9 protein-coding genes and 1 pseudogene are annotated in these 24,136 nt (G+C 33.5%); 5 read left to right on the top strand and 5 right to left on the bottom strand.

Features of this window, described 5'->3' with window-relative positions; all coding sequences use genetic code 11:
* Positions 1 to 355 precede the first annotated feature (355 nt).
* From Q0739_RS09825 to Q0739_RS09805, 5 genes are all read left to right on the top strand, one after another.
* Positions 356 to 1,759 carry a TlpA disulfide reductase family protein gene (locus Q0739_RS09825; protein ID WP_298238551.1) on the top strand — a complete coding sequence of 468 codons (1,404 nt, stop codon included), beginning with the start codon at positions 356 to 358 and terminating at the stop codon, positions 1,757 to 1,759.
* A 155-nt stretch (positions 1,760 to 1,914) separates the two neighbouring features.
* Positions 1,915 to 5,952: an FG-GAP-like repeat-containing protein gene (locus Q0739_RS09820; RefSeq protein WP_298238550.1), complete on the top strand. Its 4,038-nt coding sequence runs from the start codon at positions 1,915 to 1,917 to the stop codon at positions 5,950 to 5,952.
* 367 nt (positions 5,953 to 6,319) lie between these two features.
* Positions 6,320 to 7,510: a cellulase family glycosylhydrolase gene (locus tag Q0739_RS09815; RefSeq protein WP_298238549.1), complete on the top strand. Its 1,191-nt coding sequence runs from the start codon at positions 6,320 to 6,322 to the stop codon at positions 7,508 to 7,510.
* A gap of 702 nt (positions 7,511 to 8,212) precedes the next feature.
* A complete protein-coding gene (locus Q0739_RS09810) occupies positions 8,213 to 11,257 on the top strand; it encodes a TonB-dependent receptor (RefSeq protein ID WP_298238548.1) in 3,045 nt (1,014 codons plus the stop codon).
* A gap of 25 nt (positions 11,258 to 11,282) precedes the next feature.
* Positions 11,283 to 12,815 carry a RagB/SusD family nutrient uptake outer membrane protein gene (locus tag Q0739_RS09805; RefSeq protein ID WP_298238547.1) on the top strand — a complete coding sequence of 511 codons (1,533 nt, stop codon included), beginning with the start codon at positions 11,283 to 11,285 and terminating at the stop codon, positions 12,813 to 12,815.
* A 415-nt stretch (positions 12,816 to 13,230) separates the two neighbouring features.
* Here the strand turns inward: Q0739_RS09805 and Q0739_RS09800 are convergent, their stop codons facing one another.
* From Q0739_RS09800 to Q0739_RS09785, 5 genes and pseudogenes are all read right to left on the bottom strand, one after another.
* Positions 13,231 to 17,202 carry a hybrid sensor histidine kinase/response regulator transcription factor gene (locus Q0739_RS09800; RefSeq protein ID WP_298238546.1) on the bottom strand — a complete coding sequence of 1,324 codons (3,972 nt, stop codon included), beginning with the start codon at positions 17,200 to 17,202 and terminating at the stop codon, positions 13,231 to 13,233.
* 191 nt (positions 17,203 to 17,393) lie between these two features.
* Positions 17,394 to 17,555 (bottom strand): annotated as a pseudogene (locus tag Q0739_RS15060) (AraC family transcriptional regulator); the annotation flags it as partial.
* Between the two features lie 657 nt (positions 17,556 to 18,212).
* Positions 18,213 to 19,586, bottom strand: coding sequence for a RagB/SusD family nutrient uptake outer membrane protein (locus Q0739_RS09795; RefSeq protein ID WP_298238545.1), 1,374 nt, complete (start codon positions 19,584 to 19,586; stop codon positions 18,213 to 18,215).
* A gap of 27 nt (positions 19,587 to 19,613) precedes the next feature.
* The gene (locus Q0739_RS09790; protein ID WP_298238544.1) at positions 19,614 to 22,841 is read right to left on the bottom strand and encodes a TonB-dependent receptor; all 3,228 of its coding nucleotides are present in this window, start codon (positions 22,839 to 22,841) and stop codon (positions 19,614 to 19,616) included.
* A gap of 102 nt (positions 22,842 to 22,943) precedes the next feature.
* Positions 22,944 to 24,077, bottom strand: coding sequence for a FecR family protein (locus Q0739_RS09785; RefSeq protein WP_298238543.1), 1,134 nt, complete (start codon positions 24,075 to 24,077; stop codon positions 22,944 to 22,946).
* Positions 24,078 to 24,136: the final 59 nt, after the last annotated feature.

The raw sequence follows: 24,136 nt of genomic DNA, 5'->3' as shown, positions 1-24,136 counted from the left end.
TTTTTTTGATTACATAAATAAACGACGCCTTCTTACCTAAATATTGCAAAAGGGCTGTTAAAAACAACCCTTTATCATTTTTAATACCTATTTATTGACTGACTAACTCAAATAAATATTATTAAGACAAACAATACAAAAGCAGTTATTCTACTTCGTTTGTTTCTTTTACGTTGAAAAAGAAATTACCCTTATAAAACAAATGTTAAAGTTTTACTAATGTAATTGAGTCATTCAAGTTTTCAAAAAAAACAGAATAGGTATAAAAGGGAATACACAAGAACCCAATAAATGAATTTTGTTTTAAGGGTATAAACTTTTTTCAGCGTAATATCAGCAACATTAAACTATAAAAATGAAAAAAATATTTATTTTATTTAGCCTAATTACAATTACGTTAATGTCCTGTAATCAAAAAGAATCTACACCTGTAGATTATGTTATCCTTTCAGGAAAAATTACTAATAACACCATGGATATGCTTAGATTAACTAACTACGGTAGGTTGGTTCGTTTAAACATTGACGTAGATGAAGATGGTGTTTTTTTAGACACCCTTAAATTGAAAAAGGGAAGATATAACTTAGAAGACCCAACAAGGATCCCACTTTACTTAGAAAATGGTTATAATCTTGTGCTTAATTTCGATGAAAAGGATGTAAATAACACCTTGGCTTTTTCTGGAAAAGGATCGGCCATTAATAATTATACATTTCATAAAAAAGCGATTGAAAGAACAGCTATTCATTCAGACCCCAAAAAGTTCTTTTCATCAGATGAAACCCAGTATAAAGAAAACCTTGCAAAAATAAAAGCAGATAAACTGGCATTATTGGGGTCTTACAAAGACATTCCTAAAGATTATGTTACCAAAGAAAAAAGAAGTATTGATTATGAATACCTGTTCACTTTAGGCCTTTATGAAAGTAGCTACCGTTATTATGCCAAAGATAAAGACTACCAAGTTTCGGAAGGATTTTTAAAGGACTTAGAAAAGTTGGATTATACCAATGCTGAAGATTTATTATTCTCAGAAGTTTACTTAAGGATGGCCAGAAGGCATTGCAGAAAAATGGCTCAGGAGCAGATGAGTAAAAATGATACGCTAGACTACAATATAGCCTACATAAAATCCATATTAGCTAACCCCAACCAAGAAGCCAAAAATGTGTTATTGTTTAAATTTGCTGAACTTGAATTTAGACCATTTTCCAAAAATGATCTCAAGACTTTATACACTATGTATATGGAAAATTGCACAAATGAAGCTTATAATAAAGAAATTACAGAAAAATACAATGAAGTTATTGTTACCGCTAAAGGGCAACCCTCTCCTAAATTCGTCAATTACGAAAACTATGCAGGAGGCACAACGTCTCTTGACGACTTAAAAGGAAAATACGTTTACATTGATGTTTGGGCAAGTTGGTGTGGACCTTGTAAAGCTGAAATACCACATTTAAAGGAAATTGAAAAAACTTACCATGACAAGAATATCGTATTTGTTGGTTTGAGCATTGATAAATTAAAGGATCGCCCAAAATGGAGAAAAATAGTTAAAGACAAGGCATTAGATGGCATTCAACTGCTTGCAGATAAAGATTGGAAATCAAGCTTTATTCAAAAATATGACATATCGGGTATTCCTCGTTTTATATTGATTGACCCTAATGGCAATATTGTAGATGGGAAGGCACCATACCCTTCTCAAAAAGAAGTGCTTACAAAATTGTTTGATGAGTTACTAACAACACATTAAAAACCATTTTACTTAGAAATTTTCTTGCCTGTAAACGGGCAGGCAAGAATTAAATTGTATTAAATATATAGACTGATAAAAATTAGTATAGAATCAAACAGAAAACCTAAATGTTGATTTTTTTAAAGTTATAAAACATAATATTTTACCAAAATATGCGCAAGCACCAGACTTTTTATCTCATTATTTTTGTTTTAATCTGTAATGGTCTGTGCCATAGTCAAGATTTTTTACCTGTTTTTAATCAGGTGTTCTCCACCCAAATCAGTCATAATAATGGTGTAGCTGTAGCCGATTACGATGGTGATAATGATTTGGATATATATGTAGTTACCAAAGAGCTTGACGATTATAATTTTCCTGAAACTTGGGGAGGCTTATTTAGAAATAACGGTAATGGTACCTTTACAGAAGTTACTCTTGAGGCAAACCTTAACAACCAGTTTTCATCGTCTGAACTGAACGATTATGATGACTATGAAGGCTTATCAGGGTATAAATATGGCGTGTTTTGGGGCGATTACAACAACGATGGTTTTCCAGATTTGTTCTTTACGCACTTCGGAAAAATACAGCTCTTTAAAAACAATGGCGATAGCACCTTTACTGAGGTAACCAATCAAGCGGGACTTGATAAATATAACGGCTGTGGCAATACCTGTGCTACTTGGTTTGATTATGATAATGACAGCTATTTGGATCTTTATATTAGTAACTGGTTAGACAATATCGCTGTAAATAATCCACAAGATTGCCAAGGCAATACCCTTTACAAAAACAATGGAGATGGTACGTTTACAGATGTTACGATACAATCTAACTTAAATATAAACACAATATATCCTAGTTTTACCGCATTTCCTTTTGATTTTAATGCTGACAAGCTGATGGATTTGTATGTGCTCAATGATTTTAACAAGCCTAACGAATTGTTTATCAATAATGGTGATGGTACATTTAGTAATGATGCTAGAAATTATGGTATAGATACCAAAGGAGATGATATGGGTATCACCATAGGAGACTATAATAACGATGGAAATTTTGATTTTTTTATAACCACAATTGACCTTAATTTTTTACTAACCAATACAGGTTCTAATAATTATATTGAAAATGCAACGGCAAACAATATAGCTAATACAGGCTGGTCTTGGGGTACTAAATTTGCAGATTTTGATTTAGATGGTGATGAGGATCTTTTTGTTGTAAATGGTTATGATACTGCCAATAGAAATGCTGAATTTAATGTATATTATGAAAACCGTTACGCGGATGCAGAAAACACTTTTACAGAAAAAGAAGTCGGTCTAGAAGAATTTACAATAGGCGTTGAAGCTTTAGATTTTGATTATGATAACGATAGCGACCTTGATGTTTTTGTTACCAACGCCCATGGTGTTTCCACTTTGTTTGAAAACAGAACCATTATTGATCCTGATAATACTAACTTAAAGTGGTTTAAGGTGTCTTTAGAAGGCACAGCGTCTAATAAAGATGCCATAGGCACGATCTTAACGTTACATACCTCAAACGGTCAAATTAAAAGATACTATAATGGTGTTGGTTTTTTAGGTCAGAGTTTAAAGCCTGTACATTTTGGACTCCCTCAGGATGCTGATGTGGTGTCTTTAGATATACAATGGCCATCAGGTTTACAGGAATCCCACCAAGGGGTATCTAATAATTCACATATCAAAGCAGTAGAAGGACAAGGCTATACCGAACTCAATTTTGATACCCAAAAAGAAAAAGGCTGTACAGACCCCAACTCCTGTAATTACAACCCTAATGCTATAGTAAATGATGGGTCTTGCGTGTATTTAGACCAGAATTCAAGCATTTCGGGAGTTAGCAATACGACCTATTTAAATACAGAAGTTTATACCTATCCGTTAACAAGTGGCAATAGCATAAGTTGGCATGTAGAAGGCGGAGACATCGTTTCAGGACAAGGTACCAATAGTATTAAAGTCACCTGGGGCTTTGAAGCAGTACAAGGTACGGTATCTGCCATTATTAGCAACAGTCGTTGTGCATCAGAAGATGTAGTGCTTAATGTGAATCTATCATCACTAGAAAACCTGAATCAAAACACCTCTATTGCAAGAATTTGGAACGAGGCGTTACTCTATGCCATTCGTAGAGATTATGCAAGACCTACAGTACATGCCAGAAACCTGTTTCATATCAGTGCTGCTATGTATGATGCTTGGGCTATTGTAAACCATACAAAACCCTATCTTATTGGCAATACACTGAATAACGTTAACAATACATTTTCAGGCTTTGAAGCTTCTAATGAAAATTCAAAAGATGTTTTAAATAAAGCCATTAGTTATGCGGCTTACAGATTATTGTCCCATCGTTTTAAAAACTCCCCCAACGCAGAAGCGACCTTGGCTAAATTAGATTTACTTATGAACCAATTGGGTTATGATAAAAATATAAGCCTTACAGATTACACTACTGGAGATGCCGCAGCCTTAGGGAATTTTATAGCCGAAAGTTATATTACTTATGGTATAACAGATGGATCAAATGAGCAAACACAATATGAGAATACATACTATCAACCAGTAAATAGTACTTTGGCTCCTGAATTGGCGGGTAACCCAAGCATTACAGATCCTAACAGATGGCAATCTTTAAGTTTGGATACCTATATAGATCAAAGCGGAAACCTTATTGAAGGGTCCTCTATAGATTTTTTAAGTCCCGAATGGGGTAATGTCTTGCCTTTTGCTATGACTAATGAGCAAGTAGTAACATATAATAGAGATGGGAATGATTATCTGGTTTATAATGACCCCTCAGCACCTCCTTACATCACGAGTTCCAATCCAGAATCAACTGAAGCCTATAAATGGGGGTTCTCAATGGTATCGGTATGGAGTGCGCATTTAAATCCGTATGATGGTGTGCTTTGGGATATTTCACCAAAATCTATTGGCAACATTCCTATTGAAAATTTTCCGTCTAGCTATGCGAGTTTCGACCAGTTTTACAATTTCACTGATGGTGGTGATATTAGTACAGGACATACTACCAATCCAATAACCAATACACCTTATGAAACCCAAATGGTTCCCCGAGGAGATTATACAAGGGTACTTGCAGAGTTTTGGGCAGATGGTCCAGACTCAGAAACCCCTCCTGGGCACTGGTTTACCATTCTTAATTATGTAAGCGATCATCCGGCTTTAACTAAAAAGTTACAGGGTTTGGGTGAAGTATTAACACCTTTGGAGTGGGATGTAAAAAGCTATTTTACTTTGGGAGGTGCTATGCATGATGCAGCCATATCAGCATGGAGTATAAAGGGTTGGTATGATTATATCAGACCCATTTCTGCAATACGATACATGGCAAGTCAAGGACAAAGCACCAATGAAAACTTACCCAATTTTAATGCAAATGGTATCTCCCTAATTGATGATTATATTGAAGTAGTAGGAGAAGGAGACCCATTGGCAGGAAGGAATAATGAACATATAGGAAAAATAAAGTTATTTGCATGGAAAGGTCATGATTTTATAGGAAATACTGCTACAGATGAAGCTGGTGTTGGTTGGATCTTGGCTGATAACTGGTGGCCTTACCAACGCCCAAGTTTTGTAACACCACCTTTTGCAGGCTATGTGTCTGGTCACTCCACCTATTCCAGAGCTGCAGCAGAGGTTATGACGCTATTAACAGGAAGCGAATATTTCCCTAATGGTATGGGAGAATTTGTTGCGAAGAAAGATGAATTTTTAGTATTTGAACAAGGGCCTTCTACAGATGTGGTCTTGCAATGGGCAACGTATAGAGATGCTTCAGACCAATGTAGTTTATCTAGAATTTGGGGTGGGATACATCCTCCTGCAGACGATATCCCTGGTAGAATCATTGGCGAAAAAATAGGCATTGATGCTTTTAACAAAGCCCTTGGGTATTTCCAAAAAACGCCTGTAACAGAAAGCGGTATGGTCTTATACCCCAATCCTATTCAGGGTTTATCTGAGCTTTCTATAACGCATACTTCTATTAATACTAGTTTTGAACTGTTTAGTATAGAAGGTAGGTACATCCCAACAAAGCAAACGTTTATTGAAGCTTATGAAACAACCAAATTAGAAATCCCTAATCTTACTACGGGGATTTACATTCTTAAAACTAAAGGTACTAGCTGGAAAATTATTGTGAAGTAATAATTAGCAGTGAACTTGTTTGTGCTTCTTGTGTTTAGTCCAAAAAGAATTTAACAATATAGATTGCATAGTTTTCATGTAATCTTATAAAAGGATTAAATATCCCCAGTTTGATTGGTACTTATGAGAAAATGACACAATATGTAGAATCATTTTCTTAAAATTTCATTTAATTGGTACGTCCTAATTTTTCATTTTAGTTGAACATTTAAAGGTAATTGTTACTTCAATATTCTTTTGCTGTATAAAACAGTAATAGTTTGTTAGATGCTATCCGTAAAAAATTTAAGCTAAAAAATGAAAGATGCTTTGCTAGATTTTTCCATAAAGCTAAAATTTGGTTGTAACAAAAAAATAAACAACAATTATGAATTTCAGATTAACTACCAAAAACACTTTTAAAACAGTATTTATTATAGCTGTTTTAAGTTTTTCATCATGTAAAAAAGCAGTAAAAACGGAATCTTCTGTAGAGGAATCTCCTGTAAAGTTAGGAGCGAGATGGACCGAAGAAAAGGCGAATACTTGGTATGATACTATTCCTTATACTATGGGGGGAAATTATGTTCCTGCATCTGCAATTAATCAATTAGAAATGTGGCAAAATGATACGTTTGATCCAGAAAGAATTGATTTTGAATTAAATATTGCTTCCCAAAATGGTTTTAACATAATGCGTGTGTTTTTGCACGATTTAGCTTGGAAACAAGATGCTGAAGGCTTTTTAAAAAATGTAGATAAATACCTAGAAATAGCTAGTAAACATAACATATATACCATGTTTGTTATTTTTGATGGTGTTTGGAATCCGTATCCAAAAGCAGGTAAACAACCCGAGCCAAATCCACGAGTACATAACTCTGGGTGGGTGCAATCTCCAGGTAGAGAAATTCTTGAAGATTCTAATAAACAGGATGAATTAAAAGGGTATGTTCAAGCAGTAATTTCAAGATACAAGGACGATTCTAGAGTGTTAGTATGGGATTTATTTAACGAACCAGATAATACTAATGCTGGTAATTTTGGAGGCGGAAGTAAAGCTCCAGATTTACCAAAAGAAGAGAAACTGCTCCGTACTAGGGAGCTGTTAGAGAAAACGTTTAAATGGGCTAGGGAAATTAGCCCTTCACAACCACTAACAGCGGGTGTTTGGGGTAACCCTAACTGGATAGAACAGCCTGATGATATTGAAATACTTAGTATAGAACAATCTGATGTTATTTCATTTCATTCTTATAGTGCACCAGAAGAAACTGCAAAAATGATTGCGGGTTTACAAAAATATAATCGACCAATATTCTGTACAGAATATATGGCGCGTTCTGCTAAATCTACGTTTCAAAATACACTGCCTTTATTACATAAAAATAAGGTAGGAGCTGTACATTGGGGGCTATTTGATGGGAAGTCACAAACTATTTACCCATGGAGTTCTTGGAAAGAAAAATTTACAGAAGAACCAGACCCATGGTTTCATGATGTTTTTAGAAAAGACGGTACGCCCTATGATGAAACCGAAGTAGAATTGATTAAAAAAATCAGGGATATTTCTAATTAAGAAAGTTATATAGAAAGCAAAACTCTATTAAATTATAGTTTAGATAGTGATTAACTAATCTTGCTTTTTTCTATTTTCTAGACAATGTATAAAATTCGATAATTATTTCTTTTTTTTATCTCTAACCATACTATGCTTTTTAATGAGTATCCTGTATAAACAAACTTTCTCTTCTTTCGGTTGCAAGGAAAAGTCAAGGCGATTTCAATATTTTAGAAATAGTATTACATCAGATAAAGTTGAATACAGATTTTACTTTAGTTAAAAACCAATATTCAGTATTTAGATTGCCGCATTATTAATAATGATAAATTCATCGGGGACATTATCACTAAGCATCAAGTAATTCTTTTTGGTTAAAGTTTTTATAGGCAAATAGAACAACCTGCTAATATAATGACGTATAAAGTTCCTTATTCAAATAATCTAAGATTTTTAATTAGGTCATTTACTACAATATTTAGAATATCACACTCTAAACTGACTATATATATTAAATACATAAATTTTGATTAGTATTTATGAGAAATTGACACAATATGTAGAACGAATCATTTTGTTTTTAATTTAATTGCTGTATCATTTTTTTGTTTGGTAGAAATACTTAAAAGCTAGATTGTAATGTAAGGTTATTACTTCTAAAAAAATGAAAACTTAAAAACCATTAAAACTAACAAATTAACTAAGTCAAACATTGAAATTATGAAAAAAAACTTTCTCAAACACACTAAGCTGATTAGAATTTTAATTCTAATCATATCGTTTACATCCAGTACTGTTTTGCTAGCACAAGATATTACAGTGAGCGGTGTAGTAACTTCGGCTGTAGATAATGCAACTTTACCAGGGGCAAGTGTTATTGTCAAAGGGACTACTAACGGGTCGCAAACCGATTTTGATGGTAATTACACCATCAATAATGTAGCATCTAATGCTACTTTGGTTATTAGCTATATTGGATTTATAAAACAGGAAGTACAAGTTAATGGGAAAACCACTATTAATATTGTATTAGAAGAAGATACCCAATCACTAGATGAAGTCGTGGTAATTGGTTATGGATCTGTAAAGAAAAGTGATCTTACAGGAGCCGTTTCGTCAATATCTGCGAAGGATTTTGAGAAACAACCAATTACACGAATTGATCAAGCCCTCCAAGGTCGAGCTGCAGGTGTATCTGTAGTACAAACCAGTGGTGCACCAGGAGGCGGATTTAAAATCCGTGTACGTGGATCAAATTCTATAAGTGGAGACAACTCTCCTTTATATGTTGTTGATGGTGTTGTATTAAGTAACATTTCATCTATTAATTCGAGCGATATTAAATCGATGGAAATACTTAAAGATGCATCTGCAACAGCAATTTATGGATCGAGAGGATCCAATGGTGTCGTGCTTATAACTACAAAAAGGGGTAAAAAAGGTAAAGCTCAAATAGAACTCACTGCTGTTTCAGGAATTTCAAATTTGATACAAGAGTTACCTCTTATGAGCGCATCTCAGTTTGCTGAAGGGGTTAATTTTGCAGAAGGAATGGACGTCTATTCGGCTAGTGAAATTGAAGATCTTAGAATCAACGGAGGTGAAAATTGGCAAGACCGCCTTATTAAAACAGGCTATTTTACAAATACACAGTTATCAGTAAGTGGCGGAAACAACGATGTTGATTATTTTGTTTCTGGAAGTTACCTAGATAGAGATGGTACCGTTATTAATCAAGATTATAAGCGATACACGTTTAGAGGAAATATGAATGCCGTAGTTTCTCCAAAAATCAAACTGAGTTTAAATACGAGTTACAGTCGTGAAGAAACCGTGGGTGAGCGTGCTGATCTTTTTGCCGCTTTGAGTAGAGACCCAACAACTCCCGCATTTGATGATAATGGAGATTATGTTTTTGCAACTATTAAACCAGGTGTTGGAAACGCTAGCAATAATCCATTGCTTGCTCCAGAAAACAATGTGAGAGAATTCTTTGATGATAGGTTTAACATTAATGGAGACGTAGATTTTAAAATAGCTAAAAATCTTACTTTTAATATCTTAGGAGGTTTAAATACTCTTGACAGAGTTAGAAATAGATATACTTCTATAATCATAAGCAATAATGCTCGGGCTTCGGTAGAAAACAGAAAAGATGTTAGCCTCCAAAATACAAATAGGTTAACCTATGCCCTTGAAAAGGAAAAACATAATTTAAGGGTTGATTTAGTGCACGAACAACAGCAAACACAAACAGATATAACTATAGCTTCTGGAAGCGGTTTCTTTTCAGATCAAACTACGTTTGGTAACCTTGCATTAGCACCTATTCAAAGAACTGAAAACAATTCATTTAGTCAAAGTATTCAATCGTTTTTAGGGCGAGTAAATTACTCATTTTCTGACCGTTATTTATTCACCGCTTCTTTACGTGCAGACGGGTCGAGTAAGTTTATAAAAGATAATAGATGGGGGTACTTTCCTTCTGCTTCGGTAGCTTGGAAAGTTTCTAATGAAGACTTTTTTAAAGACGTTAGTGCTATAAGTAATTTAAAACTTAGATTTAGTTACGGACAAGTTGGAAGTCAAGCTCTTGAACCACTTGCTACAATACCAGTACCTATAATCGGAGCAAATGTTAATTATCCGTTTGGAGGAGATGGCGCTACAGTAGGTGTTGCAGCACCAAATAGGTTAGCAAATCCAAATTTAACATGGGAAACAACTACGCAACGAAACTTTGCTATTGATTTAGGTTTATGGAATTCAAAAGTTAATCTTTCAGTCGATTTTTATCATAAAAAAACAGATGATTTACTTGTATTAAAAACATTGCCTGCCTTTGTAGGACCAACATCTGTTTTTGAAAATGTAGGAGAAGTAGAAAATAAAGGTATTGATATAACTCTTGGTGCCACATTATTTAGGAATGATGATTGGAACATAAGCTCCACGTTTACGTTGTCAAGTAATAAAAATGAAGTGCTTGCGCTGGATGGAGAAAACGACTTTTTAGAACTTGGATTCGGAGGACCTACAGGCACATTTCCTGCAAATCCTACAGCAGTTCAGGTTGGTCAACCAATTAGTTCATTCAGGGGCTTTATTTTTGATGGCATATGGCAACTTGGAGAAGAAGCAGAAGCTGCAAATTTTGGACGTGTACCAGGACAAGCAAAATATAGAGATATCAGTGGTCCAAATGGCGTTCCAGATGGTGTTATTTCAGCAGATGATATTACCATTGTTGGTGATGGAAATCCCGATTTTACATTTGGTTGGAATTTTTCAGCTTCATACAAAAATTTCAATTTAGACTTTCTGCTTACAGGGTCTCAAGGAAACGACATTTATAATTTTACCCGTATGAAAATGCTGGCTTTAGGCTCTGCACAATTTCATGCTACACATGCAGATTATCTTGATCGTTGGACGGTCGATAACCCTAGCAATAGTATTCCTGCAACCAGAAGTGGAACCGAAACGCTTTCAACTCAATTTTTAGAAGACGGATCATATATATCAATGAAGAATATAACCTTAAGTTATGATTTTGATCTTGCTAATAGTAAATTTTTCAAAAGCCTTAATCTAAGGTTAAGTGCCGAAAACTTGTTTATAATTACAGATTATTCTGGATTTGACCCTGAATCAACCGCTTCAGGAAGCTCAAGCGATTATAGTGCAGATTTAGATATTGGAATTGATATAGACACATACCCCATAAGTAGAACATTTTCAGCGGGACTACAATTAACATTTTAACAATACTCAAAACATACGTGATATTATGAAAAAAATGAACAAATATAAAATGATGACTGGTCTGGTTTTTACATTGACTTTCTTTTTAAGTTCTTGTGTATTAGATTTAGAAGAAGACACAAGTGGTGTATTTTCTATTGGGTCATTAAATACTCAATCTGACATAGATGCCGCTTTGGCACCAGCCTATAGAAGCATGATGGAAGCCTATAGAGAATCACATAGGCAACGATGTATAACTTATGGAGCAGATGATCTTACAACTTGGTGGGGTGGTAATAAAGAAATTTTTAGAATATTTGACAGGTTTGATTATGGCAATGGAGAAAGTTCTTCTCATCCATGGTTACAATATACATGGGATCAGTACTGGGGAACTATTTATTTTGCAAATACAGTTATAGATGGGTTAAAAAGCTCTACTGCCGATGAAAATTTGGTTCTAGCAGCTGAAGGTGAAGCACGTTTTTTACGAGCACTTGCTTATTTTCATTTGGTTAGATCTTGGGGCAACATGCCAATAATTGTTGATGGCGTTGCTCCAACTGGAGATGAAGTACGTGCTACAGTACTGGAAAACTATCAATTAATAGAACAAGATTTGTTATTTGCCGAGGCAAACTTACCTGCACCACAAAATGTGACAGCAGTCGGTAAAGTTTCGTTAGCAGGGGCTAAAACATTATTGGCAGATTTATACTTAACATGGGGTGGCTGGCCAGTAAAAGACGCTTCTAAGTATGCTATGGCGGCTCAAAAATCAAAAGATGTTATCGATATGAATTATTATAGCTTACTTCCTTTTGATGAGCTTTGGAAGCAAGAAAACCAGAACAGCTTAGAATCAATATTTGCAGTTCAGTTTTCAGAAGCAGAGGATATTAGATATATAGGGCCTCAGAATTTTCATTTTCATTCTGCAGGTGGTTGGTCAGATGCCTATCCAGAAAGGCAATTCTTTATTGATTTTCCCGAAGGTTTTAGAAAAGATATTACTTTTTACAGCGAGATACCCCAAAGAGTAGGTGGAGGTGGTCAAGTGACGGAAACAGGTGAAACAAAACCATGGCCAGAGTCTCAAAGAAATCACCCTATGTATCGTAAATTTAATATTGCAGAGCGAAAAGATTTAGGTAATAAACTTTTTAGTTTTAGGGCTGTAGAAGTATATAGGTATGCCGAGGTATTATTGCTTTATGCAGAGGCTCAGACCAGAGCATCTGGAGCAAATGCCCAAGCTATTGAGGCGTTTAACCAAGTAAAAAGAAGATCGATGGGATTGCCTTATAATGTACCAGATGGCTCTGTAGATGTAGCGACTATGACCGCTGATGAAATCGTTGCGGAAAAAGGATGGGAGTTAGCAGGAGAGTACAAGAGATGGTTCGATCTTGTAAGAACTGAAAAAGTACAAGAGGTTACATTAAGAAGAGACCCAACCGAGGAAATAGCTTTAGTAAGACAGCCAACAGAAGCCAATTATATTGCTCCAATACCTCAAGAAACGATTAATACGAGCAAAATAAAGCAAAACCCTGAAGGATTTAAAATACAATAATAGCTAGGTTTTTAAATACCTAAACGTACTAGATGTTAATTTCTAAACAGAAAAGACATCAGAATAACGTTTAAAAAGAGAAACAATAATTTTATTTGAATTAGTTTTATTAGTAGAGTAGTAATTTAGTTTAGTTTAAAACCTCTGGTTTTTTAACCAGAGGTTTTTTAACCAGAGGTTTTTTAACCAGAGGTTTTTTATACCATTTTATTATTGAAAGTACTGTAAAATAAAAAGATCTTTTTATTTCGATCATTTTAAACGAGAAATAGTATAATTATTTGTGTAGTAATTTGTTGAAATTAGTTGGTAAAACAATCTACAAAAATGTAGCAGTTAGATACTGCTGTTTTTTTAGAGATCTAAAATAGAGTTAACAAGTAAACGGTTAATTTTCTACCAAAAAACCAAACTGCTAAACAGGATTTTTACTTAAATTATTTTTATACTCTGTAGGCGTCATATTAAATTGCTTTTGAAAATTTCTACCAAAACTAGTTTGAGAGTTAAATCCAACCATATCTGCAACTTCATAAATTTTATAATCTTCTTTTTTTAATAACTCACCAGCTTTTTTTAATCTAGAAATATTAATAAGTTCATTTGGACTTAGATTAGACATTTCCTTAATTTTTCTATACAGTGTAGAACGACTCATGTTCATAATCTCACTTAAAGTATCAACATTTAATTCTCTATTTGAAAGGTTATCCAAAATTACTTTGTCTAGTTTGCTTATAAAAGTTTCATCGGTTTCCGTAAGGGCAATACTTTTAAGATGTGCTAAAGGAGAACTTGTATAATGTGATAAAACATTTTTTCTGTTTTCCAATAAATTATCTATTTGGACTATTAAATGAGGTATGGAAAAAGGTTTTTCTAAATAGGCATCAGCACCTAATTCGAGTCCTTCTATTTTTGCATTTAAGGTGTTTTTAGCAGTAAGGAATATAACTGGAATATGACTGGTTTCTAATGTTGATTTTATAGCCTTACAGAGCTCATAACCACTCATTACTGGCATCATAACATCGCTTACTATTAATTGAATGTTCTTATCTTCTATAATTTTTAAAGCTTCAGAGCCATTGGTTGCTTTGTAAATGTTATAAAGCTCACCTAGGTCTTTTGCAACAAAATTTAATAGATCTATATTATCTTCTACCAGCAAAATTTTTGCTTTATTAGGGTTTTCTTCTGAGTCCTCGTTTATATTTAATAAAAAGTCACTTTCATTTATATCATTCTGCCCCTGTAGTTTAAATTCGTTTTCTTGATGAATAGGTAGTTTTAATAAAAAGGTGTTCCATTTTTCTCCTTCTATATTTAGGGTTAAATTTCCATTGTGAAGTTCGGTTAATGTATATGCTAATGATAAACCTATGCCAGTTCCTGTTAGATTTTCATCTTCTGTTCCTCTAAAAAAGGGTTCAAATATTTTTTTATGAAGATGCTCTGGAATAAGTTCTCCATCATTCTGAATTTTTAACTGTAAAAATTCATCAGTGCTAGATAAGGTAACATTAATTTGGTTTTGTGCATATTTAATAGCATTTCCTATGAGGTTACTAAGTATTTTTTTTACAGCTTCAGCATCTACAAAGGCATATATGTCCTTAGCTTTAAAATTTAATTTAAAATCGATATTTTTATCCTTTATAGCTTCGGTAAATCTATGATGTGTGTTCTTTATTAAGGCTGTAAAATTTGTTTCTACAAACGTAAGGCTTATACCTTCTATTTCGGTTTTTCTAAAATCTAATAATTGGTTTACTAGATCTAATAAACGTGATGTGTTTTTCTCCATTATGGAGAGGTTTTCCTTTATAACAGGGTTGTTATTTGCATATTTTATAATCTTATCTAAAGGAATTTTAATTAATGTTAAAGGTGTACGAATTTCATGAGAAATATTAGTGAAAAACTCAATTTTAGATTGATAAATTTCTTTTTCTTTTTTATTACTAAATTCTTTTATTTTTTGACGATTTATAGATTCAGTTCTCTTATGATAGTAATGCATAGTAAAGAAAACAAGAAGTAAAGTGAGTATAGAATAGAGCGCATAGGCTATGTTGCTTTTCCAAAAAACAGGTAAAACCTCAATTTTTAATGGAGGTGATTCATGACTCCAAACCCCATTATAGCTTAAAGATTTAACGCTAAAACTATAGGAGCCTGCTGGTAATTCGGTAAAATGAGCACTATGGTTATTCTTTAATGGTATCCATGCATCACTTATGCCTTTCATTTTATACCAATATTCTGTTGTTTCTGAGCCATTAAAACTTAACGAAGCAAAACCTAAGCTAAAAGAAGATTCATTTGGTTTCAATTCTAGCTTATTTAGAAAGGTTATCGATTTTTTTAAAGGCGAATTAGTGTCATTAACAATAACTTCTTGCTTGTTTATTTGAAGCCCTGTTATGAATATTTTTGGTGTAAAATCCTTTTTTATAAAGTTTTTAGGGTTAAAACTAATTAAACCATTTACGCTACCAAAATACATGGTGCCATCAGGGGCTTTATAAGAGGAGTTGTAATTAAATTGGTTGGTTAGTAAGCCATTTGATTTTGTGTAAATCTTTTTGTTGCCAGTTTCTGTATTAAAAGCAACTAATCCATTAGAGGTTGATATCCAAAGTTTGTTAGTGTCTTCTTCAAGTATAGAATAAAATACATTACTTGGAAAACCATCTTTTGCACCGTATTTTTTTAGTTTTCTTTTATCATCATCAAATAGGTTTAATCCATTTTCAGTAGTAATCCATATTCTATTACTACTATCTTGAAATATGTTATTAATATTATTGTTACTTATAGCTAAGGTGTCATTATTAGTACGTTTAAAGTGTCTTTTTTCATTTGTTTTTGGGTTGTAATAATACAATCCATTAAAATTTGTACCTACCCATATTACACCTTCATTGTCTTCTAATAAACAGGTGTAAATATTTTTTTTTGGAAACCCATTAAGGTGGGAAAACTTTTTAGTTTCTGGGTTGTACCACTGTATAGCTGAAGGTGAAATTACTATAGTTTTTTTTGCTCGAGTTTGATATAATGAAAAACCAAAATTATCTAGTAAATTATGCGATTCACCTTTGTCATAATGCCCAATTAGCTGTCCACTTTTTATATCCAATATATCTAAGCCATTATTAAAAGTACCTATCCATATTTTATCATCTACAGGTAAAACACCATGAATATTATGGTGCGATAAAATACCACCTTTGCTTTTCGATTTATAATTGGTAAACATCCCTGTTTTGGGATTGTATTTGTTTAAGCCAGCATCTTCAGTTCCAATCCATATATTTCCATATTTATCTGAACAAATTTGTCTAACAGCATTTCCACTAATAGAGTTTTTAGAGGCATTTGGAAAGAATTTTTTAAAAGGTAAGTATTCTATGGTATGATAATTAATTCCACCAAAATATGTACCCGCCCAAATGCCACCTTCTTTATCAAAAGTTAAGGTATATACAGCATTATCAGATAGCGCATAGGGATCGTTGTAATCTTTTATTAGGTTGGTATAACTATGAGTTTTTAAATTATAAATGTGAATGCCCGATTCTGAGGCTATCCATAATTCATGTTCTCCATTCAAGGCAATATCCTTTACATAAATAGGGCTTTTTAAGTTAGGAAACATATTTTTAATTTGCGTGTCTTTTAAATTAAAAGAAAGTACGCCGTGGTTGTGTGTTCCTAAAAGAATAGTGTCTTTGTTTAGATTGAAAAGCGAGTGGATTCTGAATGGATACTTTACATCTTCCGTAACATTTAGGGGGTAAATTTTAAATGAATTGGTTGCTTCAATATATTGATACAATTGGTTAATAGAGCTTACCCAAATTTGATTATCTGAAGTTCTAACAATTGCTGTGGCCCGAAAGTATTGTTCTTTTGGGTAAACATGATTTTTTTTGGTTTTAGTGTTATATTTATTTAAGCTTCCAGAGGCTATATACCATAAGTTTCCATTGTTGTCGTTTTCAATGTCTTTAATATTAGTTGTATAGGTTTCTTCTAAAATCTCAAACTCTTCATTTTTTTCATTATAACTAGATAGTCCATTATGCGTACCTACCCATATAGTGCCATCAAATTCGTGGAGGGATTCAATATAATTGCCTTGTAAACTTTTTGGTTTTTTGGGATCGTTTTGGAAAAGCCTAAACGAATAACCATCAAATCGGTTTAAGCCGTCTTTAGTGCCAAACCACATAAAGCCATTTTCATCTTGTATAGAACTGGTTACCGTATTATGAGAAAGCCCATCTTCTACTTTATAGTGCTTGAAATAATATTCTTGACCCATAGTTATGCTGGGAACTAATAAGCAAAACCATAATATGATAGCTAATTTTCTCAATTCTTGGAAATTTTAAGAAATATAAGAATTTTTGTTCTACAAAATAATTCATATTTCAGCGATTCGGGTCAAAAACACTTTATGTTTAAAAGGATATTCAATTACGATTAATATAACTTGAAAATACAGCTTTTCTGAAACAAAACGTATTGGGGTTAAGATATTATAAAACCATCAGTTTTTAGTAAACACTAAGCATCCAATTTCGTAGTACTGGTATTTGTTAATGTCTTTTTATACTCTGTTGGAGTCATATTAAATTGCTTTTGGAAATTTCTACCAAAACTAGATTTAGAATTATAGCTAACCATTTCGGCTACTTCATAAATTTTATAATCTTCTTGCGATAGTAAAAGTGCCGCTTTTTTGGAGTTTTAATGAATTAATTCAAAACACCCCTAAAGCACTCTCAAGGGGCAAGCTTATCTTGAGCACAGTTGAAAGACTTACAACTTTGCTTTATCGATATAACAAAACACTATTTATCAGTAATTTATAAGAGTTTTGTTTTGTGAGACTTATTTCAAACTCACAAATTTAACAAGACATTCATTCTTTTTTTATCAATAAAAGCCAACAGCTCATCTTATCCTTTTTGATTCAATTTAAAGGATATCAACCTTTTTAGGAAGGCGACAGGACATAAAAAACCACCCATAAAATAAATGGGTGGTTTTACTAACTAACTCAAATAATTCTAAACTCAAATTATTTCCTTATTTAATTTGTATGTTCTATTTAAAACATCAATCTTATTGTGACAGTTATTTGTCTTTATAACCTCAGTTCGAGTAATCAATATTTATCCAACTCAGGTTTATATAAAAATAATCCCTCATTTTTTTGTTCAGATTCAAGACAGGCCATATTTGAGAGGTTACTCTATATTTATAAAACAGCCTTAAGATCTTGACAATACTTCGTCAATTTTTAAAAAACTATGGAACTCACAATATTACCAGAAATCACCAATGGTCATTTCTGGTAAAAATTGGCTACATAATAGCAATCTAATTTCCTAAATTAGGATTAACACCAATTTCAGCATCTGGAATTGGCATGTATCTATCATCTGCAAGATTCCAATCATCTGGTTTTTCGGCAGACATTACTTCGTCTAGCTTACCAGTACGAATTAAATCGAACCAACGGTGTCCTTCAAAAGCTAGTTCTATATAACGCTCTTGCGCAACGGCATCTAACAAATCTTGTTTGGTAGTTGCAGCAGTATCAGCTAAACCAGCTCTATTTCTAATTTCATTAATATCATCAGTAGCAGTAGTAAGGTCTGGAGATGGCAATTGCAAGCTTGCCTCTGCGCGTATTAAATACATTTCTGAAAGCCTAATAATTTTCTGGCGATCATCATTAAGACCAGAGTCATTGTCAAACTTATTATAAGCAAAATTACCATCTGCTGCAGGAACTACAAAAGCATCGCCACGTAAATCACCTGCCTCAAAACTATTTACAAACTTATCTCTTAAAAAAAGTTGTGGATCATCCCATGCTGAACCTAATAATATGTCTGAAACAAAATTTCCAAATTCCCCCATAAACAGTTCGAAAACGGTTTCTGGAACGTCGTCATCATATAACGAAATAAAATCGCCAGGAACAGGCAAATCTATACTATACTCTGGGTTATTAATAACAGCGGTTGCCATAGTTATGGCATCTTGCCAATTTTGTCTATATAGATGCACTCTTGCCAACAAGCCTTGTGCTGCTGCACTAGTAGCTCTAGAACGACTAGAATCATGAGCATCAATACTGGTTGGTAGTAATCCTATGGAAGCCTCTAGCTCAGACTGAATAAAATCCCAAACTTCAGTATCGGCTGTTCTTGATAAATTGGCATTTGTTATAGCATCAGAAGTAGTTGCTAAAGGTACTGCACCATAATAATTCACTAACTGAAAATAACATAAGGCACGTAAAAATTTAGCTTCTCCCAAAAATTGATCTCTAAGAGTGATGTCAATATCTGTTCTACCTGATACTTTCTCTAAAAAAACGTTTGCCTGATAAATAGTTCTATAGCTGTTTTCCCATATAGATTGTACTGTAAGATTATCTGCTAATACGTTATTTTTTGCAATCTGTATAATATTGGCATCAGTAGTTGTTGCTAATTTGGCTTGATCTGATAGACTAGAGAGATCACCATTAAAAGCACCGCTATAGAAGTTTCCTTCACTTGCCATAGTAAAATAGATACCATTCATAGAGGCAGCTATGGTACTTTCATCAGCATACGCCAAATCTCCTATTAAGGTTGTTCCAGGCGGATCTACATCAAGACTGCTCTCACAAGAGCACAGTAACATAGATAGCCCTACAAATGCTGTAACTGTTTTTAGTATTTTATTGTGAAAATTCATATTTCTGTATATTTTTATTTTTAATAATTAAAAAGAAAGATTTAACCCTAAAGTGAAGCTTTTAGCCATTGGTGCAAAAGTACCTCCTGTTTCAGGATCGCCACCTTTAAAGTCTGTTATGGTAAACAGGTTATATCCTGTAGCATATAGTCTAAGATTGTCTATTTTCTCACCCAACAACTTAGGCAACGTATAACCCAACGTAATGTTTTTTATTCTTATATAAGAGGCATCATCATAAGCAAAAGAGCTACGCAATAAATTAACAGTCTGTGTATATGCCTCAGAGCCAGGTAATGACGCTCTAGGAATATCTGTAATATCACCTGGTTGTTGCCAACGGTCTAGCACCAAGGTGTTTGTATTACGAGTATCTCCACCAATAAGATCAAGTCCATAAGTTTTATCTACGCCGTTAACAAATTGTGCTTGTACGGTAAGATCTAGACCTTTATAAGTAAAGGTATTTAACCAGCTTCCATAATTATCAGGCAGTGTTTTACCAATGGTTACATAATCTTCAGAATCCCTCATTAAACCAGGCTCGCCTAAATCTTCAAACGAAGGAATTCCTGTATCTGGGTCTGTCCCTAAGAAGTTATAACCAGCAATGCGTTCTAAAGTTTCGCCCACTTTGAATCGGTTTTGAACAAAACCTCTTGCAAATTCTATATTGGGCAAGCTCAACAACTCATTTTTAATGGTGCTTATGGTAAATGTACTAGACCATAAAAAGTTATCGGTTTGTATAGGCTTTACTGTTACAGATAGCTCTATACCTTTATTCTCAACTTCGCCATCTAAATTAACTTGTGCTCTTGAAAAACCAGCCACATTACTTATGGGTGAATTAAAAAGCATGTCTGTAGTGATAGAGCGGTAGTACTCAAGATTTATATTTAGCCTATTACGCCAAGTGTTAAGGGTAAGCCCAACATTAAACTTACTGGTTTCTTCCCATTTTAAATCTGGGTTGGCTATTCTATCTACCTGTAAGGTGGTGGCATCGTTATAGCCACCAAAAAAAGGCGAAGAGCTTGTTGATAAAAAGTTAAAATTACCTACGGCATCTGTACCTGTAGTACCGTAGCTAGAATATAGCTTTAAAAAGGTGTTTTCTCCCAACAAATCTTTGGCAAAGGCTTCTTCTGATACAATCCAGCTACCCCCTACAGACCAAAAATTACCAAACCTGTTATTGTCTCCAAATCTAGAAGACCCATCGCGTCTAATGGATGCTTGTAGAAAATAGGTTTTATTATAATCGTAATTAAGTCTTCCGAAAACAGAATTAAAACGATAAGGCGACTCATTATAATCTCTAAAATTAACTTCGCCTTCTAAAATGGTGTTTAAATTATCGTTAGGATTTTCGGTGTTAATTATATTTATTCCTGTATTAGAGGCATCATTACTTAAGTAGGTGCCTCCCAACAATGCTGTAAACAGGTTTTTATTTACTTGCTTAGTATAGGTTAATCTAGGCTCTATATTAAAGGTATTGGCATCTGAAAAATTAAAGCTTGCAGAGGCTCTGTCATTCCTAGTACGATCAGATGTTGTTGGTCTAATATTATCAGACTTTGTATTTCCTGTACTAAAACTAATATCGGTATGAAAGTTAAGATTGTCCAAAATACTGTAATCTATATAAACACTCCCTAAAAACTGGGTGCTTTTAATGTCTGTATATTGGGTAGCTATACGGTTTGGATTGCCTATACGATCTGGTATGATATCTAAGTTTGTATTTCCAAATTCATCGTTAAATGGAATCATAGGTAAGGCTTGAAATACTGACGGTGTTAAAAATTGGTCAAACATTCTGTTGTTGGTAGAGGTATAAGCTAAACTTGCACCAACTGATAATTTTTGAGACACTTTAGCATCTATATTGGCGCGCATATTGAATCGTTCAAGCCCAAAATCACCTATGGCATGAGATTCTTCATCTCGGTAACCACCACTGATGAAGTAATTAATACCATTAGAGCCACCCGAAAAACTAAGGTTATAATTTTTTACAACAGCATCTTTGAATATGTTTTCTGCCCAATTGGTATTTACATTAGCATCATAGGGTAAAAACAAATCTGGTGCGCTAAATTCATCTAGGATTTCTCCCTCATTTGCAAAGGCTTCTTCTCTTAGTTCTATATATTGCTCTCTATTTAATACATCAATAAATTTTGTAGCTTGCGTAAAACTAGTATAGGCCTGGAAAGAAAGTTTCCCTTTTTGGTCTTTACCACGTTTTGTTGTTACTAATATAACCCCATGTGTACCTCTAGAACCATAAATTGAGGTTGCTGCTGCATCTTTTAAAACGTCAACAGACTCAATATCTTCTGGTGCTACCAATGATAAATCACCCTGAACGTTATCTATTAAAATAAGTGGTTGAACACTATTGTCGGTAGTATTGATACCCCTTATACGTACACTTATTGGTGATCCAGGTTGCCCTCCTGCATCGCTAAAGATTTCTAAGCCTGGTACTGCCCCTTGTAGTGCTGATAATACATTATTGGTTGGCTGTAACGCAATATCTTTGGCTGTAGCTCTTGCTGTAGAACCAATAACATCCCTCTTTTTTTGCTTGCCATAACCTATTAGTACAACTTCATCTAATTCGCTTGCGGATTCTTTCATTATAACATTTATAACTGTTTGACTGCCCACAGTTATTTCTTGTGTATGAAAACCTAAGCTTGAAAACACCAAAACGGCACTGCTATTGGATACAGAAATATTATAATTACCATCAAAATCTGAACTAACTCCTTTAGTTGTACCTTTTATAATAATAGTGGCACCCGCTAATGGAGTATTGTTTTCATTTGTAACACGTCCTGTTATTATTTGCTGGACTACTTTTAAATCTTCAGACTTCTTCTCTATAACAATGGTGTTGTTTTTTAGTAATTCAAAACTGTAATCGTTATCAGAAATAGCATATTCCAACAAAGCGTTAGCTTCTATAACACTTTTTTTAAGATGTACCTTAGGGTAATCTTTAAACATATTGGACCGGTAAATAAATGTGTAGTCCGTTTGTACTTGAATCATATCAAAAATTTGATCGACAGTTACCGTTTTATCCTCATCTATCACAATCTTGGTGTTTTGTGAAAGAATGTCTATTGGGGAAAAACTAAAAACTGTGGAACAAAACAATAGTAGTGCTGTTCTCATAATAAAAGTTTGAGTTTGCTTTCTTAAAAAGAAAACCCCTTTAGTAATGTTAATTTTCATAAATTTGTAAGGTGTTAGTTAAACATTTAATTAATACATAATCAGGGATGAAGTAGAGTACTTTGAGCGGTATAACCTTTGTCCCTTTGCTTTTATATTTTTTTAGTCTAGAACTATTTTTTTGTCATATACTTTATAATTTAAATCCGTGTGCTTTTTTATGGGTGTTAATATATCCTCAAGTGGCATTTTTTTACTTAAAACACCGTTAAAGGTTATCGTTTCTAATGTTTTATCTTCAAAAACAATATCTACATCATACCATCTGGATATAACCTTCATAATGTCTTTTAAAGGTTTGTCTCTAAAAGCAAAAATGCCTTTTCTCCAAGATGTTTCGTTGTAAACGTTAACAACTTTAATCTCTATATTTTCTGTTGTACTGTTTAAAACAGATTGCTGACCTACACTTAAATTTTCTTTAAATTTATTATTGCTTACAGCAACTTTACCTTCGGCCAAAGTGGTATAAACCTCGGTTTCATCTTGGTAGGCTTTTATATTAAACTCGGTTCCTAAAACTTCTACCTCTTGTAAATTAGATCGTACTTTAAACGTTGCCCCATTGTGGTTTTCGCTTGTTGAAACATCAAAATAAGCTTCACCATAAACCAATTCTACTTCACGAGGTGCTCCTTTTTTAAAGGCTACAGGGTATTTTAGTTTAGAGGCAGAATTTAACCATACCTGTGTCCCATCTGCCAAAGTAATTTGAAATTGCCCGCCTCGTGGGGTAGTCAAGTAATTATATGCAATAACTTCAGTTGCTGTTTTATTATAAACTATTTCTTCACCATTACTGGTAACACTATTGGCTTGATATAACTGTCCTTTTTCTAAAGCTACATCTTTACCATCTGCTAGCGTTAGAGTTGCTTTATCTGTACCTGGAGCAATAGATTCTTGTATGGTATCTGTAACCTCAATTACAGGTTCATTTTTACTTAAAAAGGTATATGTTATAGAAAACATTAATACAACAGCCGCCGCTGCTGCATACCTAAACCAAACTGGAGCTATCTTTCTTACTTTCTTTTCATTATTGATAGTTTCCCATAATTTTTTATAGGCTTTATCAATATCTGGTTTGGTCATTAGTACATTAACATCATAATAATCTTTAATATAATGCTCAAATGTATTTTGATTTTTTTCCTTTTTCAACCAATCTCTAAGGGTCTTTAACTCTTGATCTGTTATGGTATTGGTTATAAATTTTACAATTATTTTTTTCAAGGGGAACTCGCTTTTCTTTAAACTATATACTAACGATACGTTAATTTATTGTTAAACCC

Origin of the sequence: uncultured Algibacter sp. (genome assembly GCF_947487605.1) — a bacterium.
GTDB lineage: Bacteria > Bacteroidota > Bacteroidia > Flavobacteriales > Flavobacteriaceae > Algibacter_D.
The sequence above is the reverse complement of the archived record's forward strand: the minus strand, read 5'-3'. Positions and strand labels throughout refer to the sequence as shown.